An 18,421-nucleotide genomic window follows, 5' to 3' on the forward strand; every position below is an offset into this window, starting at 1 on the left:
ATCAAATTAGTAAGTATACATTAGAAAATCCATCCATAGAATGGCTTTATTTTTCACTTCACAGCTAGAGCTACTGAAAATTATAAAGCTCATCTTGAGAGACAGGAAAAATTATTAACTAGTAATGGCTATCGTAAAGCTAGACGAAACGCTGGAATCCCAAACTCTACTTCATACCACAAACCTACACAAATCTTTGATGGAACTAGTGAACATAGGTGGGCTCTAATATTAAGAATGAAAAAGTATATATAATTGAGTATAGAGAAGATAAAATGGGAAGGGGTTCCCATTTCCATACTGCAGATGATGAAAAAGGAAGACCACTGGAAAAAAGGAAAACATTAAGAAACTAAAGGTGTGAAAAATTTTGAGTAATATGAATAAAAGCCGAATCGAAATTCTAAAAATGAAAGCAAAAAGAAAAGCTAGTAGAAAAGAACTGATAGACGAACTTACTAATATTGTTACGATTTCTATGGACTCATTTATGGATGCAGAATCTAATGATTTATTTTGTAAAGAATTATTTAATACGCTAGAACAAAATTCAAACATAAAAAATTTTGGTAGCACTGATTATGAAGAAAACAGAAGACTATCAATAGCGCTGTTAAAAGAAACAGCTAAAACTATTCAATTTCCAGTTAATCAAGGGAGACTCTTTTTCTCTAAGGGTGGTAAATTTGAAGCAGTTAAGCTAAACATTGCTGAAGTATTTGATAATTTAGAAGAATTATCAACCATATCAAGATTTCTAACTGGGTATGCTGATTTTATATTAGTTGGTGATGATTTAGAATACGGCGTATGTATCGAAAGAACGGAATATCATTATGAATTCAGTATGTGGGGAATCACAAAAATCTAAATTATAAAACAATCCACATTCAGACGATGTAAATCCAATCCTATTGGATGAAAACAATTGGCTTGTATCTAAAAATCATCATTTAGAAGGAATTGGTATACCTGCTGCTACTTTAATTCAAATGAAATAGAATAGCGTTGAAGATAGATAAAAAGTTTCAAATTTAATTAACCTAGTGTTATAATGCGAGAGATTGATAATCATATTTATCTATTAAAGAAGGATTCTCAAATTTCAGCCCCTTGACGCGCACCGTTAGGGACTGAACTCCTTTGTTTCGATAAGAATGATGTAATGTATTTAACTTTTACAATAAAACTAAAAAAGAACACCTTATGTCAGTGCCCTTCTTGCAAATAACAACCTTTATGTAATTGAACATACAGATAAAACTAATCCCCCTAATGTAATTGCACCTAGTAATCCAAATACAAATCCAGTTATGCAAATACAATCAGCAAGACAAATGGAAGACTGCGATAATGGAACAAATGACCTACTTGTACTTGATCCATATTGTTTTATTTTCTCATAATTCATATTTAACATTAATTGTAGACATGTTACACCATCATCATGCGAACGATCTAGCTCAACTGCATGAAGTATACTTTCTTCATCACGAAACTTCACATCAGGAACTATTTTCTTTTTCTTTTTGTTCTTTATATAACGTATATCCGTTTCAATCTGCCAATCGTCCGGACAAAATAAATGCAACCATGCTGCATTCCATAATAGTGCATGAGCTAGTTTTCCTCTCGACACAACTTTCCCATCATCACCGAACATGGCATGCCCTTCTTTGTTCAAATAATATACGTATTCCTTCCTTTGTATTGTTTTACTTACGTATGGTTTTAAATCTCACATAATACGGTTTGCATTTCGAATACCGCCCATATCATGCACACTCATCAAATGTCTCCTTGTTGCAAACTGAAGCTTTCTAATCGTCGCAAGTATTGCAAATCTGACGGTTGATTTTCATGTGACTCTGGATATTCATGTTTTTCCACCTCATATTCTTTTAGATGTTCCCACATGACCTTGTCATCGATATACGGCACTTGCAATACGGTGAAGTTTTCCTTCATATATATAGCTCTTCCTGGAATAGATGGTAGTTGTTCTAATCCGGGCTGATCAATAACAAATTCTGATGCAGTACGAGTCGGTAAACGGAAACCAAGTTTCGCATTCGCCATTTGTTTTACTACCCTTGGCAATGTATCTCCTGTCGGATATTGCGTACAGAAGACAATACGAAACCCTAGTGCTCCTCCAACACGCGCAATGTGACTAAGCATGTATTGACACTCTTCCAGCATTTTATTATGAGCCCTCGGTAATCCTTTTGCAGGCGCGAGTACCGCCCCTTCATCTACTACAATGAAATACCGGTCTTTTTCTATCGTATGAACAATATTCTTGATGCCACGTTCTTTCATGTACTTCCCACGCTCATGCATTTTCTCCATTACTTTTAGCAGCATACCATGTGCTTACTCTGATGTTTCTGCGATTTTTTCAACTTGTTTTAGCTTTTTATATTCGCTAAATTCGAGTCCTTCTTCTTTTAAATCAATTAAATAAAAATGAGCATGATTTGGATTCGCTAACGATAAGGAAGCAAACATGTTTTTAAGAAAGACAATTTTCCCCATGCGAATTAATCCACCTATAGCCATATGCGGCCTCTCATCAAAATCGTGATAAACAATTGTTTCTAAACTCTGGCCAACTGGAATACGCCATTTTCCTTTCGTTACTAAATCCATTGACCATGACCAGTTCTTCGGTATTTCTCTGTGGAATACACGAATATTCAATTTATAATTATCGTACTGGATCCGTACTGGTTTATTTAGTCCCTCGCTTACCACATCCTCTACCTTCTGAATAATTTTACTGGGCATGCCAAGCGGTAAAGTGTAAACATAAGTAGTACTACGATCATCATCAATTTGTTTTTGGAACTTTGGATATTGCAATTTTTCTTCATTATTTCTTTTAATCGCAATACCAGCTACTTCAAAAAACACCTGTATTTTTCGCTTATCATCATTTTTACTTTTGAACTTTTCACCGAATAATGCCACTGTTATACCTGCAGCTGGAACGAGTAATAATTCAATCATTTTCTCCACTCCCCATATACCCTTTATTAGGGTATATATCCCTTATTTTCGGAATACTCCCGTACACGCTTTATGCCAACGACCAGTAAATGTCCTGAAATTCCACGTTGGTATTCCCCTATAGAAACGCGAAAAGAACATAACGTAGAAGATACAAGAACGAGCCTGTGAGCGTTGTGTACATGGTCATTCGTGGAAGCCAACGTGGAACACTCTGCCCCATTTTTTCTGCAACCTTCATCGTAATCACTGACAAGCCTGTTGCAGTCCATACTACTACCGCTTCACCAACGATTGTCATTTGAATCCCTCTTTTCGAATGAGTTGTAATCCCTTCGCTATCATAACCGGTTGATACTCATTAATGACGTCTCCCCAATCAAGCACTTCATCCTTATCTTCATATAAATCATCCATAATATCGTTCGATAAACGGTAATAGCCTTTATATTCACGATTGTTAAAAACCTCATGTCTTTCCATGTGATCCACAATTGCGTTTGTTTCTTTCTTGCCATTAGAACCCCAATACATATTTCTCAACTCTTTCGATGGATATAGGTAAGGCGTTTCGTTTAAATGTGAGAATTGCCAACGCATATGCGTCCTCTCCCTTCTTGATGTCCTTGATTCCACTTGGTATTCCTCATGGTCTTGATAAAGGTATATGACCTAGAAAGGAGGATTTTGCCTGTCCTTCGAGAAAAAATTCGTAGGACAACTAAAAAAGGGTGATGATATGGAAAGTCGTTTGAAAGAAATTTTGGATGCACGTGGAATTAAATACAGTTTTATTGCTAAAAAAGTTGGGATTGCAACATCCACAATGACTAATTTAATAAAAGGTGGACTTCCAACCTTACCTGTCGCCTATCGCATTGCACGTGTATTGGAAATGAAATTAGAAGAAATTTGGATTGAAGATGAAGAAATAGAATAATCATCATTTGGACATACTCATACTGAGGTGAATTGCATGATTTGGGCAATAGCATTGCTTGTAATTGTTTTTCTAATTGGTGCAATAACAAAAAGTCCGCACGTAACACCTGAAGAAATTAGAACCGAGCGAATCAAAAGAAGTGCAACTCGTAGCAATTTAGAAGTAATGGATCCGAGGGAATTTGAATATTTTGTAGCTGATGTCTTTCGTTCTCTTGGTTATAAAGTTCAAGTAACTTCTGGCTCTAACGATGGCGGCAAAGACATCATTCTTTATTAAGAGAATAAAATGAAATTCGTCGAGGTAAAACGCTATACGAAAAACTCCATTGGAAGACCCTTTATTCAGAAGCTTCATAGCGCAATTGTGGATGCTGATGCTGTTGGAGGATATTTCGTAACACTAAGTCATTTCAATAAGAACGCAAGACAATATGCAGCAAATAAGAACATTGAATTAATTGATGGCAACTCACTTATCGACATGCTAAATTCATAAAAATATAAAGTCCCATACTTTTGAACGGTGGTTTTTCGTTACTAACTCACGCTTTAAACAGAACTTATGTATACTTACCGTACACAACGTATGTCGGAATAGTTCGCAGGAATTTGTGAAATACTAAACGATTTAAATAAAAATCCGAAGCCAACAGTTACAGAAGATATACAAAAACAACTTAAATGAAAACTTATACATTCAATGCAAACTCAAGAAGAAGTATTAATTTCATATTACCACGATAGCTGTATATCAATATGGATACATAACTACTATCCATATTGATATACAAATTTATCGTAGCTTGAGAGGAGTTTCCGCATCACCAATCGCTTGAATCATTTCAATCTTTATGGTAATTCTGTTTGGTGATTCTATAATGTTATCAGCTGAATTACTTTCTACTTTTAAGTTGGGTCCAATAATAGTAACTAGCTCTTCGCTAATATGCAGTATAAAGCCTTTGATATGAATACCTTCTAAAAATAATACAATGTATAAATTAATTAATTGATAATCATATAGTAATTTTTTAATTTCAATTTTTATTTTTTCAATATTATTAGATGTATCTATTTGGTAATAAGATTCTTTTTGATTGAATAATAATTGTGAATTATCTTGCGATAGTATAAATTTTTTGGAGGTTAGTGAAGTATTAAAAGTATCACTTAATTTTAATAAAACCCGAGAAGATTTTTGGTTTTTTGATGATTTTGCAGAAATACCAGTGTTTTTTTTGGATCTGATTGTTTGTGTTGAGGTATCAGGTGTTTCTTGAGGTCTAATTGTTTGTGTTGAGATATCAGGTGTTTCTTGAAATCTGATTGTTTGTGTTGAGGTATCAAGTGTTTCTTGAGGTCTGATTGTTTGTGTTGAGGTATCAGGTGTTTCTTGAGATCTGATTGTTTGTGTTAAGGTATCAAGTGTTTCTTGAGGTCTGATTGTTTGTGTTGAAGTATCAGGTGTTTCTTGAGATCTGATTGTTTGTGTTGAGGTATCAGGTGTTTCTTGAGATCTGATTGTTTGTGTTGAGGTATCAAGTGTTTCTTGAGATTTGATTGTTTGTGTTGAGGTATCAGGTGTTTCTTGAGGTCTAGTTGTTTGTGTTGAGGTATCAAGTGTTTCTTGAGATCTGATTGTTTGTGTTGAGGTATCAGGTGTTTCTTGAGGTCTAATCGTTTGTGTTGAGATATCAGGTGTTTCTTGAGGTCCTGATGAATATGCAAAAGATTTTGATGGAATAAAAAACGGAATAGGTTTTATATCGAATAATCTGAATTTAGATTTGGTATTGTCTTGATTTGAACAGAACTTACACACATAATCCCCTCCTATAAAGGTTTGTATTATATTGTAAACATGACTTGTATAAAAGTGATAGTACAATTACCTAAAATATAGATATAACTTATATTTTTCAAACTTTTTTTATAAATTACGATAAGAGTCCTATCAAGAGGCTTGTATGTAATTAATTTCAAATTCCATACTTGATACATTTTTTGTTTATTTGAATTTTATATAACATTAAAAAATGCACTAGGAATACAATACCTAGTGCATTTTTTCACCTTGCTAATTACTCTCCTCGATCATCACTAACTGATAAAATATCACTAATTTTGACACTAATTTGGTTAGGATTTTCAAGTGCATTTCCATTATCATTACTTTCAACTTCTACGCCCTCTCCATTACCACGACGAAGTGTAACAAAGGTTTCTCCGATTCGAGTAATAAGACCTTCTACGTGAAATGAAGGCAAAAATAATACAACCCTCGCTCCTACTAATTGAAATGCGCGTAACAAAGTACGGATTTCATCTTCACGATGTTCTGCCATTTATATCATCCTTTCCTTTAAAATTTATAAAGTAGTGAAGAAGTCTTTTGGAATCCAACCTACATACTATAAAAAAACTAGTAAAGTAAATCTCATCTTTTTAGTACTGCCTCACTACTTTATAAGATAGATTATGTTTATTCTTGCAATTTGCTTAGACTTGCTCACTAATAATATAAATTCAAACGTCTCCCTATATTTTCAGAAAATTCAAATAATATATTCAGGGGCATTATCTGTGAAAACCTCGATACTTAACATACCAAAGATTACGATAACTTTTTATTTATTAAATTAGATAATAGAATTGAAAACAATAACGTTCTTCCTTATAAAAGTGAATTTCTCTTTTCTTGACAGTAACTAACTCTGAGTTTGCTATAATATAAAATATTTGATCTTTGCTATTATGTACTTTATATTGTGTCCAGCCATTTATTTTTGCATCAATTGTGAATTCCAATCTTTCATCATAGAAACAGTGTATTATACAGGTGCCTTTGATTTAAATACAGAATTTAGATTCAACAAATTAGTAAATATAAATTAAAAGGAGGTTCGTGCTTTTTAGTACATGCTATAATTACGACCGTTCACATAAGTGCTACCGGAAGAAGCGTAAAAAATGCGACTGTGATTGTCAATGCGAACCTCGCTATCAAACGTATACATCCGGCCCTTTATTTCGTAATGCAGATACGGACTTCATTCAAGTTTCTGCATTTAATCAAACTTACATAGTATGCCTTTCCTAGTAGTTATGGATAGTAATCGAAATTTATTTGTAATCTATCTAAATATCCAATTATCACTAAATATTGATTTAATTTGCAAATATAAATATAATATTAATTGCTATATTTATATTTATTAATGAAATAAGTAATTAATTTGTAAAAAATTAATTAAAAGGAGCTCACTAATGAAATTCAAACAAATTATTATAGCAGGCGCTGTTCTTGCTACATCAACGTTTACCTCTTTAACAAATGCACAAGCTGAGACTGGATTTCGCGATGTTCCTTCAGATCATTGGTCTTATAATGCAATTATGGATTTAAAAGAGAAACAGATCTTTGCTGGTTATGGAAATGGTATATTTGGTTTTGGTGATCCCATCACACGAGGTCAAGTTGCTAGATTGTTATATACTTATATGCAACCAGTGACTGATCCTACTGACCCTCCTTTCAAAAATCCATTCAATGATGTAAAAGGTACTATGTTTGAAAAAGAAATTTTAGCGATTGCTAAAGCTGGAATTATGAATGGATATGGTAATGGTAAATTTGGCCCAGATGATACTTTAACTCGTGAACAGTTGGCTGCTGTATTAAAAAAGGCTTTCAGATTAAGAACATCATCTATAACTACATTTGAAGATGTTGAAAAAAATTATTGGGCTACTGACGCAATCAGTGCACTTCAAGAAAATAAAATTGTAGTTGGAACAGGAAATAATATGTTTGAACCTAAAAAAATTGTAACTCGTGAACAATATGCACAGTTTCTATATAATGCAATTAATTTTGTAGAAGCAAAACCTGAATTACCACCGTTTGATCTCCCTAGCTCTATGATTACAAGTGAATTTCATTACGACAGTAGTAGCTGGACAAACAGTTCACCGTTGCTAATAAATTCTGTATCTAAAGAAGCTCAAAATCTAATAACTAAAATAAACAATAATTATAATGAAGATTTCAAATACGAAAGCGTATATATCAGCGGCGGCCAGATGGGCGATGGTGAAAGGGTAGAATTACTTTCCTCTAATCCTAATTTAGGAAAGATTTATGATTATGGACAAGGGCAACTCTATTTAGTAGGTGAGAATGAAAATGATTTCATGATTACATTTATAATTGATAAAGCTACTGTAGAGTTAGCAAAAAATTGGATTACCTTAATAAATTCAGATTTAAATCTAGATAAAGAAATTAACGATATTGTTGCATTACCTTTCAAAAATTCAGGGGAGCGAGATTATCACGCATACTTAGATAAGGGTAACTACAAAATGGAGTTAGGCACAATGCTTGCATCAAATGGTTATGAAAGAATATACATAAATGTTAAAAGAAAATAATTAATAGATAAAAAAACAAGGTTTTCATTGGAAACCTTGTTTTTTTAATTCACTTTAGATATTCATAGTATCACTTATGCACATCTATCCATCCGATAAAGTAACAAGTAGCTAAACAGAAATATTTAATACATTATTGAACGGGTAGTTTACTCCAACTTATCCATTTCTACTTGGTGCCCATATTCCTCAGCTAATCCCACTTAATACGAAATAAATAAAAAAGCCGCCCAACAGGACTGTTTTTTTAATAAAACTATTCTTTTGTAAGGGAATATTTAACATATATAGGCTTCATTTACAATTAAGCGGATTCTATTTCACGCGAATATTATTATATTAATCTAAAGTTTCTGTATTTACATTTTTTTCTTTTTGTCTCATAATTTTAATTGGGAAAGGGAGGAAAAAAATGGTTCAAATCAAGGTAACACCTGAAATGCTAGAAGAAGTCGCAAATCGTGCAAGTAATACCAGAATCGCATTAGAATCTATACATAATAATTTATGTAATGAAATTGATCATTTGTGTTTTCAATGGATTGGTGCCTCTAATCAACAATTCATTCAAATGTTCAATGATGCGAGACCAAAAGCTTTTACATCTATCAATTCACTTATACAAGTGGAAGAAGATTTGAAACGAATTGCCGAAAAATTCCGCAATACAGATAATCAAGATGTTACAATGGAAAAAGGTGCAATGTGTGGACCACTATCATCAGAAAAAGAGGGTTTTGATGGTAAAAAACTAGCTAGGGATATAGCGGGTGAAATAAGTGGTGAGTATGATGTTCGTCGTGTTTGGGATGGTATTGATCCATCTACTGGCGAAAAACTTTCGGGGTGGGAACGTGCTGGAGCAGGTGTCATGGCTGTAGCCGGACTTACACCCTTTGGAAAGATAGCTAAAGTAGGAAAAGGAGTTAAAATGACTGCTAAGGCTACTGAGGCTGTAAATACAGCTAAAAAAGTACCTGTTGGGAAAGCCAGCGGGACTAAGTCAATTATTTCATCCGAAATGGAAGAGAAAATTCTTTTGGGACAGAGAAAAAATCCTAATAAAAATGAAATTATTGGAGGACATTCATCAAATATTAAAAATAGTCATCCTAATTATGCTACAGAGACGATTAAGGTCAATCCAAATGGTACGAAAGATATCAAATATACGACTCAATTCCCTGACGGGAAATTGGCTAAAATAAAAAATAGTACAATATTTCCAGATAGTTGGAGTGATACAAAGATTTTAGATAGTATAACTGATATAGGTAACTCTTCCCCGTTAGGTATTAGAGGGAGAGATGGAGCAACTTTTCATAGGGAAATTATTGACGGCGTAGAAATTGATGTAATAAAAATAGGTGACAATGTGGTTAGTGGATATCCAACAGGTCAAATTAATGCACCATTACCAGGTGGATTTACCAAATAGAGGAGGAACATAAATGTATGAAAAAGTAGATGCAGTATTATCTGAAAATAGCTCAGATAACTACTTCTATGATGATGAATTTATGTATGTACAAGAGTTGATAAGTGAATTTACTGAAAATGATTGGGATAAATTGCTTCAAAATCTAAAGGACAGAGATGATAAATATAAAATTAGATTAGTATATTGTATAGATGAAGATACTGGGATGAATGGATTCAATTTATTACTAGATTTACTCAATGCGAATGATGAATTAGCTGAATATGTAATAGACTCTTTGCGTTCTTTTAACAATGAAGAATATAAAAAAATAATCGCTTCCAACAAGCAAATAATGGATAAAGCAGAGAGTCTACTGAAAAAATCGAGTCTGCCAGTTAAAAGAATTTTAGAAGCATTTTTACAACAAAATACACAGTCTTAGTATTTATATCTTTAGAAACAGAATTGTTTAAACTAAATAAAAACGAACTCTATTATTCGATTGGCGTCAAATAATAGAGGATTGACTAGTAAGTGTATCACCTGAGATTCCCAGAAGCGTATGGCGTGAAGCTGAAGCGTCTGAAATAGAGCCTTCACATGAATTGGTTTACTTCTTATGTAATAATGCTTTAGAAGTATTTAATTCTCGTTCTATAGAAAGTGCGAAGTGTGAATGTGGTGAATGAATGGATGTATATAAAATGGTTGATACAATGCCGTTTGATAAGTTTGAAGAGTTAGTTGAGGACAGTATTGTTGTTATTGAATTATATTTATGTCCTTCTTGTAAAAAGTGGAAGCTTAATTTTGTTGGTAGAAAAATTCTATATGGGTGAAATCATGTTAAAAAAGCTGAATTAGGAAATTACCTAGTTCAGTTTTTTATTTTAAAGAAAAGTATTATCTATATCTTTCAGCAAACTGTTCTGAATACAAATCAACTAATTTTGTTCTTCCAGAGTCTGAATACATCTTTATATCATATTTCACATACACATAGTCTTCATTTTTGTATTTTATATTTACAATCTCTTCCCTTTCCTACATAATTTCAAAACAAGAATACTTTGAATCTCGATTTGAAAGAATTTTTAAAACAGATTATGTAACAGTACATCGTAAGACAGTTGATTCAAGACGCCCATGGGATTCACCTGAAACTGAGCCAATGATACCTTTTGATGAGCATTTAACAGTTCCTCTTGATAAATTAAAAGTAAAGTATGAGAGGATTGATTATTAATGAATATTCTAGAAAAATTAAATGAAGCCTTCACATTAGAAGCTCAGGAATCACCAGCGAGTAAAGAGGCCATTCAAGAATTACAAAAGTTCTCATCAATAGATGTACCATTAGATTATTTAGAAGTAATCCAACATTGTACAAATGCAGAGATTAATGTACAAAATGAACTTTACATACGTATTTGGAGCCCTACTGATTGCATAGAGATGAATGAAGCACATGATATTCAAAAATATATACCAAATTCACTGGCAATCGGTGATGATGAAGGCGGAAAAGCATTACTATATGTAGATGGAAAAGAAGGATTCGGATTATATACAGTGGATTTTGGAGATTTAGATATTGAAGAGACAATTAAAATAGCTCCTTTTTGATTTTTGAATACTTATTAAATGAAATTTTTGTTAAATTTATAAAATACATTCGCTTGTCCATATCGCATCGCTTTATTATTGCATTTACTATTAGTAATACGAATTTTTTAGAGGTGAATTATATTGGACGAGTTTTTATCTTCTGCTGCAATAAATCCTGATTTACTCGGACCTACTTTACCAGCTATTCCACCATTCACACTGCCTACCGGACCTACTGGGCCTACCGGACCTACTGGGCCTACTGGACCTACCGGGCCTACTGGGCCTACTGGGCCTACCGGGCCTACTGGGCCTACTGGACCTACCGATGGGCCTACTGGAACCACTGGGCCTACTGGAACCACTGGGCCTACCGGGGACACTGGGCCTACTGGAAGTACTGGGCCTACTGGGATCACTGGGCCTACTGGAAGTACTGGGCCTACTGGGATCACTGGGCCTACTGGAAGTACTGGGCCTACTGGGATCACTGGGATCACTGGGCCTACTGGAAGTACTGGGCCTACTGGGCCTACTGGGCCTACTGGGCCTACTGGGATCACTGGGCCTACTGGGCCTACTGGGCCTACTGGGATCACTGGGCCTACTGGAAGTACTGGGATCACTGGGCCTACTGGAAGTACTGGGCCTACTGGACCTGGATGTATAGAACCCCTACCAACTTTCACTCAAATCGTCTATGTAAACAAAGCTGGTAATGACGCTACTGCTGATGGTTCTGAATGCGCACCATTTTTAACAGTGACTGCAGCAATGGCATCAATAACAGATGCTATTGCCCCATTTCCGGACCCTTTAAATATAACTAAACGTTATGCTATCTCTATTGGACCTGGTAACTATATTGAACCATTAATTCATTTAAAAGCTAACGTTCAATTAGTAGGAACTAGTACTTTATTAACTAGATTACAAATTCCTTTCGATATAAATGATCCGTCTTGGTTTGATTTGAACTTTTCCCAGGATCCTAGATCTGGGTTTGTTAATCTGACATTACTAAGTGCGCCTCTTGATTTTAACTTTCAAGCGGCACAAAGTATTTCAGGTAAATTATTCTTTGTTAGCGTTAATATAACCCCTACTCCTATATTCACAGCTTTATCGACTACTGTGAATCAAGTGAATATCCGTGATTCAATGTTATCCGCTGGTTATACTCAAAATGGAATTAACATGGCAATGTTTGCTTCGTTCGTTTCTAGTGGCAATATTACTATTAATTCGCAAGCAACCACAGATACCCAAGTCAACTTAGTTGGTGGAGGAATAAATGGTAATGTCATTATTAATGTGCTACCTGGTCACATTCCAATTGACCCCTTAAATTTAACCAGTTTTGCTATTACAGAAAACATCCTCAATCCCAGCCCTAATTCAGGGAATTTATTTGTCAACGGCGATAATAACGTTATTACAAGAGTCAGAGCGACAGTTGATTCATTACCTATTCGTTCCCGAATAAATCTTATAGGAACAAGTACATCTTTAATTAGAGTTGATGATGCTTTCGATTTAGCCTATACACCTATTAATCCAGCAAACTGGGCTCCTCTTCCTCCTACTACAGTACAGGAAGCTTTAGATAGAATTGCTGCATTGCTGGCAGTAACTATCGGTACGCCATAAACATCTTAGAATGAACTTAAATCCTAGTTTAACAAGAGCTAAATTGCTATGATATGTGAAAGAAAAGTCTCTTCAAATCTGATTGGAGAGGCTTTTTTGTTACTAAGCAAATCCGATATCCGACATGGCTTTTACATCAACTAATTCAGGCATTCGCTCCACCCCCTTTGATTTCTCTCAAATTAGTAGGTCCTGTCCATTTCCCTTCACTTTTCCACTTCTTCTTGAGCTTTCCAACATAGGTAAAGCTACGATTATACATAATACTGATTTCCTTATCTGGAATTTCCTTTTGATTTATACGATACGGTTTCCCTCCGTTCGATCTACTCTAATGAACTTTTACTTCATTTTCTTTTTGCATTCTTCTAGAAAATCGATGACTTCTTGAGTCTACACTCTCGTAGAAAGTAATTCCATCACATCGCCTTCTGTGTTATAAACACGAATCTTTCTTTTCTTGAACTCCATTCCTAACATTCCGTCATCACCTAAAAGCTTTACGTTATCTTCCATTTTCCTAACTTCACTTTCTATTAAAAGGATTATTTTATAAACATATTAACTAGCAAAATAATTAGTATTATTAAGCTATTACTCCAATCGTTCTATTTAATTTATACATATATTAATAGTAAACCGAGGAAAGGAGGTTTTTTATATGGCTGAGCATACAAAATGTGTTTGCGAACAATTAGAAAGATTACAGTTAGGTACAGAAGTAGATGTTTTCCTTACAGGAACAACACTAGAGGATCTTATTTTTACTAACTTTAATCCAGATAATTTTTGTGTAACATTTGTGGATAACACAACAGAACCTGGCTCTATTATTATTTTGGACTGTCGTGATATTCAAGCACTTAGAATTGAAGCTGAGTAGAGTAAAGATGGGGCTTTGAAAAAAGCCCTACCTCACAATTCCATAAGCATATTTCAATATAAACTACAAAAAAGAGGAGTCAAAAAAATGTCAGTTTTCATAAACTATGCTATTATCCCCAAAGTATTCAATCCTAATCTAACATCTCTTCCAAATAACCGACCTTCTTTTATCTCAACCCCCAAAGAGAGTTCTAAAGATATTTGCTATCTTTTAGAAACATTTTACTTAGGAAAAAAAATAAAACAACTTTTAGTTAACGGCACAGTATTAAAAGCTTCTATGTTTGTAGGATTCCATAATAAATCATGCCTTGCTACATTTATAGGTGAAAATGGAGATATCACTGTAGTTAACTGCGAGCGTATTGATGCGATTCTACTCTAATTGTAAATTTACATTTGGATAAATAATCATTATTTTCAAGATACACGTGTAGTTCTTACACATGAAGCCAGTAACTGTCACTATAAGAGACTTGTCCGAAAAGCAATAATATACAGTTCTTTCCTTTGACTTGTCCGAATAAAACTCAATATTCCGTAAATACTATAGATACATGGTTATCCTTTCTCTGTTTTCCTTGGGCGAGCAGTTAGCTTTTGCTAGCTGCTCTTTTGTATGGAGTTGAAAAGAAATTTTAGGTCTTATTTCTTTTCTACGTCATATATTTTTAACCTAAACATCCAGCTCAAAGTGTTACCTCCTATCTTAAAGAGCACTGATGCATGGTGCTCTTTTTTATTTTGTTTTCTTTCATTTCTGAATAACTTTTTTAACCACGTTCATACTATTTTTGTAACTTAAAGTTACAAACTATTTCTGTAAGCGCAGCGTTTCTTTTGTACAACGAGCAGTTAGTTTTGTTAACTAGCTGCTTTGTTGTGTAATAGAAAGATTTTTTTTTAAAATTACACCTATCTAAAAAATATACATATAATATCTTGGGTATTCTTTTTCATTATTAGTTTTGGTCAGAGAGCACTTCTAAAAGTGCTCTTTTAATGTATTGCAATGTATCACGTTTTACATACAATAGACATACAATACAATGAGCACGCAAGACATAGTTTCTATATAATCGTGTACATTTTTTGTACGCGATTATTTTATTAAATAAGGCTTCTATTTAACTTTTATTCATTTTTATGTTTGCTTTGAATACATTACTATTAAGCCAAAGAATACACAGGTTTCTCTAGACCAGTTTCCTTGTATTCCTTGAACTCCTTGTACACAGAACCTGTTATAGCTAACAGGTTCTTTAATTTTTGTCATTATACAATAACTATTTTGTTTTATTCCTTGCACTTTTAAATGAGACAAGCATATGTTGTAGTATAGTGTTTCATCACTTATATACACTTCCTTTTTTCAAGAGTACATATTTGATATGTACTCTTTTTTCGTTCTCCTTTACAAATAATTTTTTTACATTACACATACTATCTGTAAGTCAACTTCCCATGACTACACTCTTTCAAAACGGAGCTTGTTCCTCCGTACTGTTTTGGATCACGGCAGGTAACTTAGTCAATTACCTGCCATTTTCTATTCAAATAACGCTTTTGTTTAATTTATTACTTGTTCTTTTTATGCAGTATTCTATTACAATCCATTTTCATGTTATAATTATCAACAGTACATATTTTAATAGGCACAATAAATCTCATAAATATAGGAGAACCTTAATGATCCTAACTCAAGAAAAGAACATAAAATTAATTATGCATTTTCTTACATTATTATCTTTTTTTATTCTTATTTTCTTTAGTGTCACAATTTTTTATATACCATTGGTTTTTTATTTTATATTCAAATCAGAAAACATTCGAAAAAATATCCTTGAAGCTGTTTTTTACCAACTATTCATTTGGATAATTACAGTCATTTGGAATCTTTTCATAACAAGAATCTTAATACTATCTTTGTCTAATTTAGACTTGGCTTCAAATAACGCATTGATTATTTTCGGGGTAGCTCCTTTATATCTAATACTGTTTCTTTTATTGATTTTCGGACCTATAAAAGGAATTTTATATGTACTACAAGAAAAAGACTTTCATTATCCTATTATTTCTAAATGGATTAACAAATAAAAATACATGTAGAAGAATTCAGTGTTTTACTGAATTCTTTTTTTATGGACCTTTCAAAGTCTTTTGCATATTCCTCCGTTTCTTCTTTTTAATAAAATTCAAATTTGGTCTTTATCAAAATTTTTAATATCATGTAAAACCTGCGTAAAGATTGCTACAATTCAACCTACCTACCCGATAATCGTCATATAATGAACTTGAAAATACCCAGTTTGCACAATACGTCCTTTCCATACGACTTATGCTTGATTGCTAGGAGAAATCCTAGCCTTTTTTGATTTCTCTCATATCAGTTGGACCTTTCCATTTCCCTTCACTTTCCCACTTCTTCTTGAGCTTTCCAACATAAGTAAAGTTACGTTCATACATAATGCTGATTTCCGTATCCGGAATTCCCTGCTTATTCAAATCCCTTACGATTTCAGGTGTTAATCCAACTGGAATTCTCTTTCTAGGTCCACCATTCTTTTTAGGCTGTGTATCAAAATATCTACCCAACTGGCGTAACTCATCACCAGTCGGGCATGCTTTACACTCATTAATACTGAAGCATTCGTTTGATGTGCGATTGTAATAACAACGTCTGCATTTCTGTTCGATAATGTCACCAATTTGGTATGTGAGCTCTTTTCGTTCTTCTTTTGTCAGTTTCATATCGCTCACCTATAAAACTACTTTGAGCGCCATACCAAGCGCTTGTGTTTTACCTTGTAGCTCAATACGATGCTTTCTTTCCATCTCTGCCGTTTCATTTGCAGCACCAACTTGGATATGCATTTTTCGAAGGTCATGCTCTAATTCATGATTCTTTTCCGTAATTGCATTAAATTCATTAAGTACTGTGTTGTAATCCTCATCACGAGATTGTAGCTGATCTTGCATGAGCTTTAGTGCATCTTCTGCTTCCAAGCGTAATTTTGTTTCCGCGATATGTTCTTTTGCAAGTATGTCATTTGCTTTTTTGAGGTCCTCATACAGTTTCGATACTTCACGTAATTCTTTTTGAAGTGTATTTTTTTCATCTATTAATTCAGTTAATTGTACTTTCCATCCTGAATCCAATTCCGTCACCTTCTTTAAATAATCCTCTTCTATAACTTTAAAATCTAACGGTTCATAAATCGTTTTCTCAACGTTTTGAGGTTGTAGTGATGGTTTTGTGTTCTGAGGATTCTTTGATGCGCCCACACACTTATCAGGCGCTGTATTTGCTTCACGTCTTTTTGCAACGTGATAATATAAATTGCCTTCTGTTACTCCGAACTCTGCTCCGATTTTCCCCCAAGTCCATTTTTTTTCATCAGAAGCACGTAATTTTTCAGCAGTTGCACAAATTTGATCCCAGTTTTTTTGTTCAGCCATATGTTCCGTTCTCCCCTCGAGTAGGCTTTCACCTAATGTTTTTAGTTTTTCACCGATTTCACAGTTCTCTGAACACCACCGTGCTAGCGCATAATTGTTTCCAACTGATTTCGGAACAGTTTTACAGCCTTTGCAATGTTCATCCTGTATATTTAAAATCCTGATTCGGATTTGACGTTTCTCCGTTTTGCTCAATCCATCACCCCATATGAGATTGAAAGGTAGGTAGCACAACGAACTTGTCATACTACCAACCTACTTTTATTAGTCTTCTAATTTTTCATCAAAAGGTTTATCCTCATCTGCAGCTTTACTTTATTCAGAAGATTGCGATTCTTTTTCTTGCACCTGTTCTTCTTCCGTTACAACCGTTTCTTCTGTCTCTGTTTCTTCCTTCGGTTTCTCTTCTGCCTTTGGTTGTTCTGCTACATCTGGCTGATTTTCTTTCCATTCGTGCCATTTAATTGCCATCGGTGCTATACGAGCGCGGTAATCATCGATCATTTCAATTAGCTTCACGTTAGAAATTTTCAGCTCATTCGCTAACTTCAGATAAGACTCTCCCTCAAGTTTTCGTTTCACGATGTAAGCAAAATCATGTGGTAAATCATCTAAACCTGGAGCAAGGCCACTAATGATAAACGCATCTACAATTTCACGATCTGCTTGCTCTTTCTCTTCACGAGTTGGAATTTTCTCTTCTGGAATATCGAAATCAGCTTCTAATTGTTCAAACGATGCCTTTACTTCTTTCACAACACCTTTATCATCAACTTCATACTGTGTTAGTGGTTCGTTCGTTTTCGCATTTACAGTAACATTGAAATTAACCTGCATGGATTCCAGTGAGATAAATACCTTCGTATCAATCATTTCTGAAAGTACATCCAACTTACCGCGTAATGATGAATCCGTTACTTCCAACACAATTTCTTTTTTCCCATCAGGCTTAAGATTTACTTTCTTTAACGTTGGCTTGAATTCGATATATGACATATAATCCGC

At 34.0% G+C, this 18,421-nt stretch carries 19 protein-coding genes and 3 pseudogenes; 12 read left to right on the forward strand and 10 right to left on the reverse strand.

Annotated features, from left to right (window positions below; genetic code table 11):
- Window positions 1-370: 370 nt before the first annotated feature.
- Window positions 371-871 carry a YxiF family protein gene (locus tag AC1DMU_RS06695; protein WP_088063582.1) on the forward strand — a complete coding sequence of 167 codons (501 nt, stop codon included), beginning with the start codon at window positions 371-373 and terminating at the stop codon, window positions 869-871.
- A 501-nt stretch (window positions 872-1,372) separates the two neighbouring features.
- On the opposite strand, the pseudogene AC1DMU_RS06700 reads toward AC1DMU_RS06695, so the two are convergent.
- From AC1DMU_RS06700 to AC1DMU_RS06715, 4 genes and pseudogenes are all read right to left on the reverse strand, one after another.
- Window positions 1,373-1,711, reverse strand: a pseudogene (locus tag AC1DMU_RS06700) (replication-relaxation family protein); the annotation flags it as partial.
- A gap of 109 nt (window positions 1,712-1,820) precedes the next feature.
- Window positions 1,821-3,012, reverse strand: a pseudogene (locus AC1DMU_RS06705) (FtsK/SpoIIIE domain-containing protein).
- 118 nt (window positions 3,013-3,130) lie between these two features.
- The gene (locus tag AC1DMU_RS06710) at window positions 3,131-3,313 is read right to left on the reverse strand and encodes a hypothetical protein (RefSeq protein ID WP_061674231.1); all 183 of its coding nucleotides are present in this window, start codon (window positions 3,311-3,313) and stop codon (window positions 3,131-3,133) included.
- Complete coding sequence (locus AC1DMU_RS06715; protein ID WP_088122225.1) at window positions 3,310-3,612, reverse strand: hypothetical protein; 303 nt, start codon at window positions 3,610-3,612, stop codon at window positions 3,310-3,312. The genes AC1DMU_RS06710 and AC1DMU_RS06715 overlap by 4 nt, the downstream gene beginning before the upstream one ends.
- Window positions 3,613-3,751: 139 nt before the next feature.
- Here AC1DMU_RS06715 and AC1DMU_RS06720 point away from each other — a divergent pair, with 139 nt between their 5' ends.
- Both AC1DMU_RS06720 and AC1DMU_RS06725 read left to right on the forward strand, forming a co-directional pair.
- Complete coding sequence (locus AC1DMU_RS06720; RefSeq protein ID WP_000445877.1) at window positions 3,752-3,952, forward strand: helix-turn-helix domain-containing protein; 201 nt, start codon at window positions 3,752-3,754, stop codon at window positions 3,950-3,952.
- Window positions 3,953-3,988: 36 nt separating this feature from the next.
- A pseudogene (locus AC1DMU_RS06725) lies at window positions 3,989-4,453 on the forward strand (restriction endonuclease).
- 297 nt (window positions 4,454-4,750) lie between these two features.
- Here AC1DMU_RS06725 and AC1DMU_RS06730 read toward each other — a convergent pair.
- Window positions 4,751-5,779: a hypothetical protein gene (locus AC1DMU_RS06730; protein WP_179196842.1), complete on the reverse strand. Its 1,029-nt coding sequence runs from the start codon at window positions 5,777-5,779 to the stop codon at window positions 4,751-4,753.
- 259 nt (window positions 5,780-6,038) lie between these two features.
- Entirely contained in the window at window positions 6,039-6,302 is a 264-nt protein-coding gene (locus AC1DMU_RS06735; protein WP_000807636.1) for a hypothetical protein, read from the reverse strand.
- Window positions 6,303-7,224: 922 nt separating this feature from the next.
- Between AC1DMU_RS06735 and AC1DMU_RS06740 the strand changes: the two genes are divergently transcribed.
- The 6 genes from AC1DMU_RS06740 (at window position 7,225) to AC1DMU_RS06765 (ending at window position 13,072) form a co-directional block, all read left to right on the forward strand.
- Window positions 7,225-8,391 carry an S-layer homology domain-containing protein gene (locus AC1DMU_RS06740; RefSeq protein WP_088063580.1) on the forward strand — a complete coding sequence of 389 codons (1,167 nt, stop codon included), beginning with the start codon at window positions 7,225-7,227 and terminating at the stop codon, window positions 8,389-8,391.
- A 412-nt stretch (window positions 8,392-8,803) separates the two neighbouring features.
- Window positions 8,804-9,829: a WXG100 family type VII secretion target gene (locus AC1DMU_RS06745; RefSeq protein WP_088063579.1), complete on the forward strand. Its 1,026-nt coding sequence runs from the start codon at window positions 8,804-8,806 to the stop codon at window positions 9,827-9,829.
- 13 nt (window positions 9,830-9,842) lie between these two features.
- Complete coding sequence (locus AC1DMU_RS06750) at window positions 9,843-10,256, forward strand: hypothetical protein (protein ID WP_000273070.1); 414 nt, start codon at window positions 9,843-9,845, stop codon at window positions 10,254-10,256.
- A 262-nt stretch (window positions 10,257-10,518) separates the two neighbouring features.
- Complete coding sequence (locus tag AC1DMU_RS06755; protein ID WP_255788347.1) at window positions 10,519-10,653, forward strand: hypothetical protein; 135 nt, start codon at window positions 10,519-10,521, stop codon at window positions 10,651-10,653.
- A 406-nt stretch (window positions 10,654-11,059) separates the two neighbouring features.
- Window positions 11,060-11,440, forward strand: coding sequence for an SMI1/KNR4 family protein (locus AC1DMU_RS06760; protein WP_088063578.1), 381 nt, complete (start codon window positions 11,060-11,062; stop codon window positions 11,438-11,440).
- 123 nt (window positions 11,441-11,563) lie between these two features.
- A complete protein-coding gene (locus AC1DMU_RS06765; protein ID WP_476941485.1) occupies window positions 11,564-13,072 on the forward strand; it encodes a collagen-like triple helix repeat-containing protein in 1,509 nt (502 codons plus the stop codon).
- A gap of 393 nt (window positions 13,073-13,465) precedes the next feature.
- Here the strand turns inward: AC1DMU_RS06765 and AC1DMU_RS06770 are convergent, their stop codons facing one another.
- A complete protein-coding gene (locus tag AC1DMU_RS06770) occupies window positions 13,466-13,588 on the reverse strand; it encodes a hypothetical protein (protein WP_262366767.1) in 123 nt (40 codons plus the stop codon).
- 145 nt (window positions 13,589-13,733) lie between these two features.
- Between AC1DMU_RS06770 and AC1DMU_RS06775 the strand changes: the two genes are divergently transcribed.
- The 3 genes from AC1DMU_RS06775 (at window position 13,734) to AC1DMU_RS06785 (ending at window position 16,054) form a co-directional block, all read left to right on the forward strand.
- Entirely contained in the window at window positions 13,734-13,955 is a 222-nt protein-coding gene (locus AC1DMU_RS06775; RefSeq protein ID WP_000807683.1) for a hypothetical protein, read from the forward strand.
- An 87-nt stretch (window positions 13,956-14,042) separates the two neighbouring features.
- A complete protein-coding gene (locus AC1DMU_RS06780; protein ID WP_088063576.1) occupies window positions 14,043-14,342 on the forward strand; it encodes a hypothetical protein in 300 nt (99 codons plus the stop codon).
- 1,304 nt (window positions 14,343-15,646) lie between these two features.
- Window positions 15,647-16,054, forward strand: coding sequence for a magnetosome magnetite crystal formation protein family (locus tag AC1DMU_RS06785; protein ID WP_088063575.1), 408 nt, complete (start codon window positions 15,647-15,649; stop codon window positions 16,052-16,054).
- A 264-nt stretch (window positions 16,055-16,318) separates the two neighbouring features.
- Here the strand turns inward: AC1DMU_RS06785 and AC1DMU_RS06790 are convergent, their stop codons facing one another.
- The 3 genes from AC1DMU_RS06790 to AC1DMU_RS06800 form a co-directional block, all read right to left on the reverse strand.
- Complete coding sequence (locus AC1DMU_RS06790; protein ID WP_088063574.1) at window positions 16,319-16,708, reverse strand: hypothetical protein; 390 nt, start codon at window positions 16,706-16,708, stop codon at window positions 16,319-16,321.
- A 9-nt stretch (window positions 16,709-16,717) separates the two neighbouring features.
- Window positions 16,718-17,611: a zinc-finger domain-containing protein gene (locus tag AC1DMU_RS06795; protein WP_252196034.1), complete on the reverse strand. Its 894-nt coding sequence runs from the start codon at window positions 17,609-17,611 to the stop codon at window positions 16,718-16,720.
- A gap of 120 nt (window positions 17,612-17,731) precedes the next feature.
- On the reverse strand, window positions 17,732-18,412 hold the full coding sequence (locus AC1DMU_RS06800) for a 2-methylcitrate dehydratase (protein WP_215559072.1): 681 nt from the start codon (window positions 18,410-18,412) through the stop codon (window positions 17,732-17,734).
- Between the last annotated feature and the right edge of the window lie 9 nt (window positions 18,413-18,421).

The sequence above is a fragment of the Bacillus sp. 01N45 genome (assembly GCF_056399205.1).

What these genes read in the sequence shown, in the direction of transcription:
- AC1DMU_RS06710 (WP_061674231.1), bottom strand. Translation starts at nt 3,313, where the DNA reads ATGACAATCGTTGGTGAAGCGGTAGTAGTATGGACTGCAACAGGCTTG.
- AC1DMU_RS06715 (WP_088122225.1), bottom strand. Translation starts at nt 3,612, where the DNA reads ATGCGTTGGCAATTCTCACATTTAAACGAAACGCCTTACCTATATCCA.
- AC1DMU_RS06720 (WP_000445877.1), top strand. Translation starts at nt 3,752, where the DNA reads ATGGAAAGTCGTTTGAAAGAAATTTTGGATGCACGTGGAATTAAATAC.
- AC1DMU_RS06735 (WP_000807636.1), bottom strand. Translation starts at nt 6,302, where the DNA reads ATGGCAGAACATCGTGAAGATGAAATCCGTACTTTGTTACGCGCATTT.
- AC1DMU_RS06740 (WP_088063580.1), top strand. Translation starts at nt 7,225, where the DNA reads ATGAAATTCAAACAAATTATTATAGCAGGCGCTGTTCTTGCTACATCA.
- AC1DMU_RS06745 (WP_088063579.1), top strand. Translation starts at nt 8,804, where the DNA reads ATGGTTCAAATCAAGGTAACACCTGAAATGCTAGAAGAAGTCGCAAAT.
- AC1DMU_RS06750 (WP_000273070.1), top strand. Translation starts at nt 9,843, where the DNA reads ATGTATGAAAAAGTAGATGCAGTATTATCTGAAAATAGCTCAGATAAC.
- AC1DMU_RS06755 (WP_255788347.1), top strand. Translation starts at nt 10,519, where the DNA reads ATGGTTGATACAATGCCGTTTGATAAGTTTGAAGAGTTAGTTGAGGAC.
- AC1DMU_RS06760 (WP_088063578.1), top strand. Translation starts at nt 11,060, where the DNA reads ATGAATATTCTAGAAAAATTAAATGAAGCCTTCACATTAGAAGCTCAG.
- AC1DMU_RS06770 (WP_262366767.1), bottom strand. Translation starts at nt 13,588, where the DNA reads ATGGAAGATAACGTAAAGCTTTTAGGTGATGACGGAATGTTAGGAATG.
- AC1DMU_RS06775 (WP_000807683.1), top strand. Translation starts at nt 13,734, where the DNA reads ATGGCTGAGCATACAAAATGTGTTTGCGAACAATTAGAAAGATTACAG.
- AC1DMU_RS06780 (WP_088063576.1), top strand. Translation starts at nt 14,043, where the DNA reads ATGTCAGTTTTCATAAACTATGCTATTATCCCCAAAGTATTCAATCCT.
- AC1DMU_RS06785 (WP_088063575.1), top strand. Translation starts at nt 15,647, where the DNA reads ATGATCCTAACTCAAGAAAAGAACATAAAATTAATTATGCATTTTCTT.
- AC1DMU_RS06790 (WP_088063574.1), bottom strand. Translation starts at nt 16,708, where the DNA reads ATGAAACTGACAAAAGAAGAACGAAAAGAGCTCACATACCAAATTGGT.
- AC1DMU_RS06800 (WP_215559072.1), bottom strand. Translation starts at nt 18,412, where the DNA reads ATGTCATATATCGAATTCAAGCCAACGTTAAAGAAAGTAAATCTTAAG.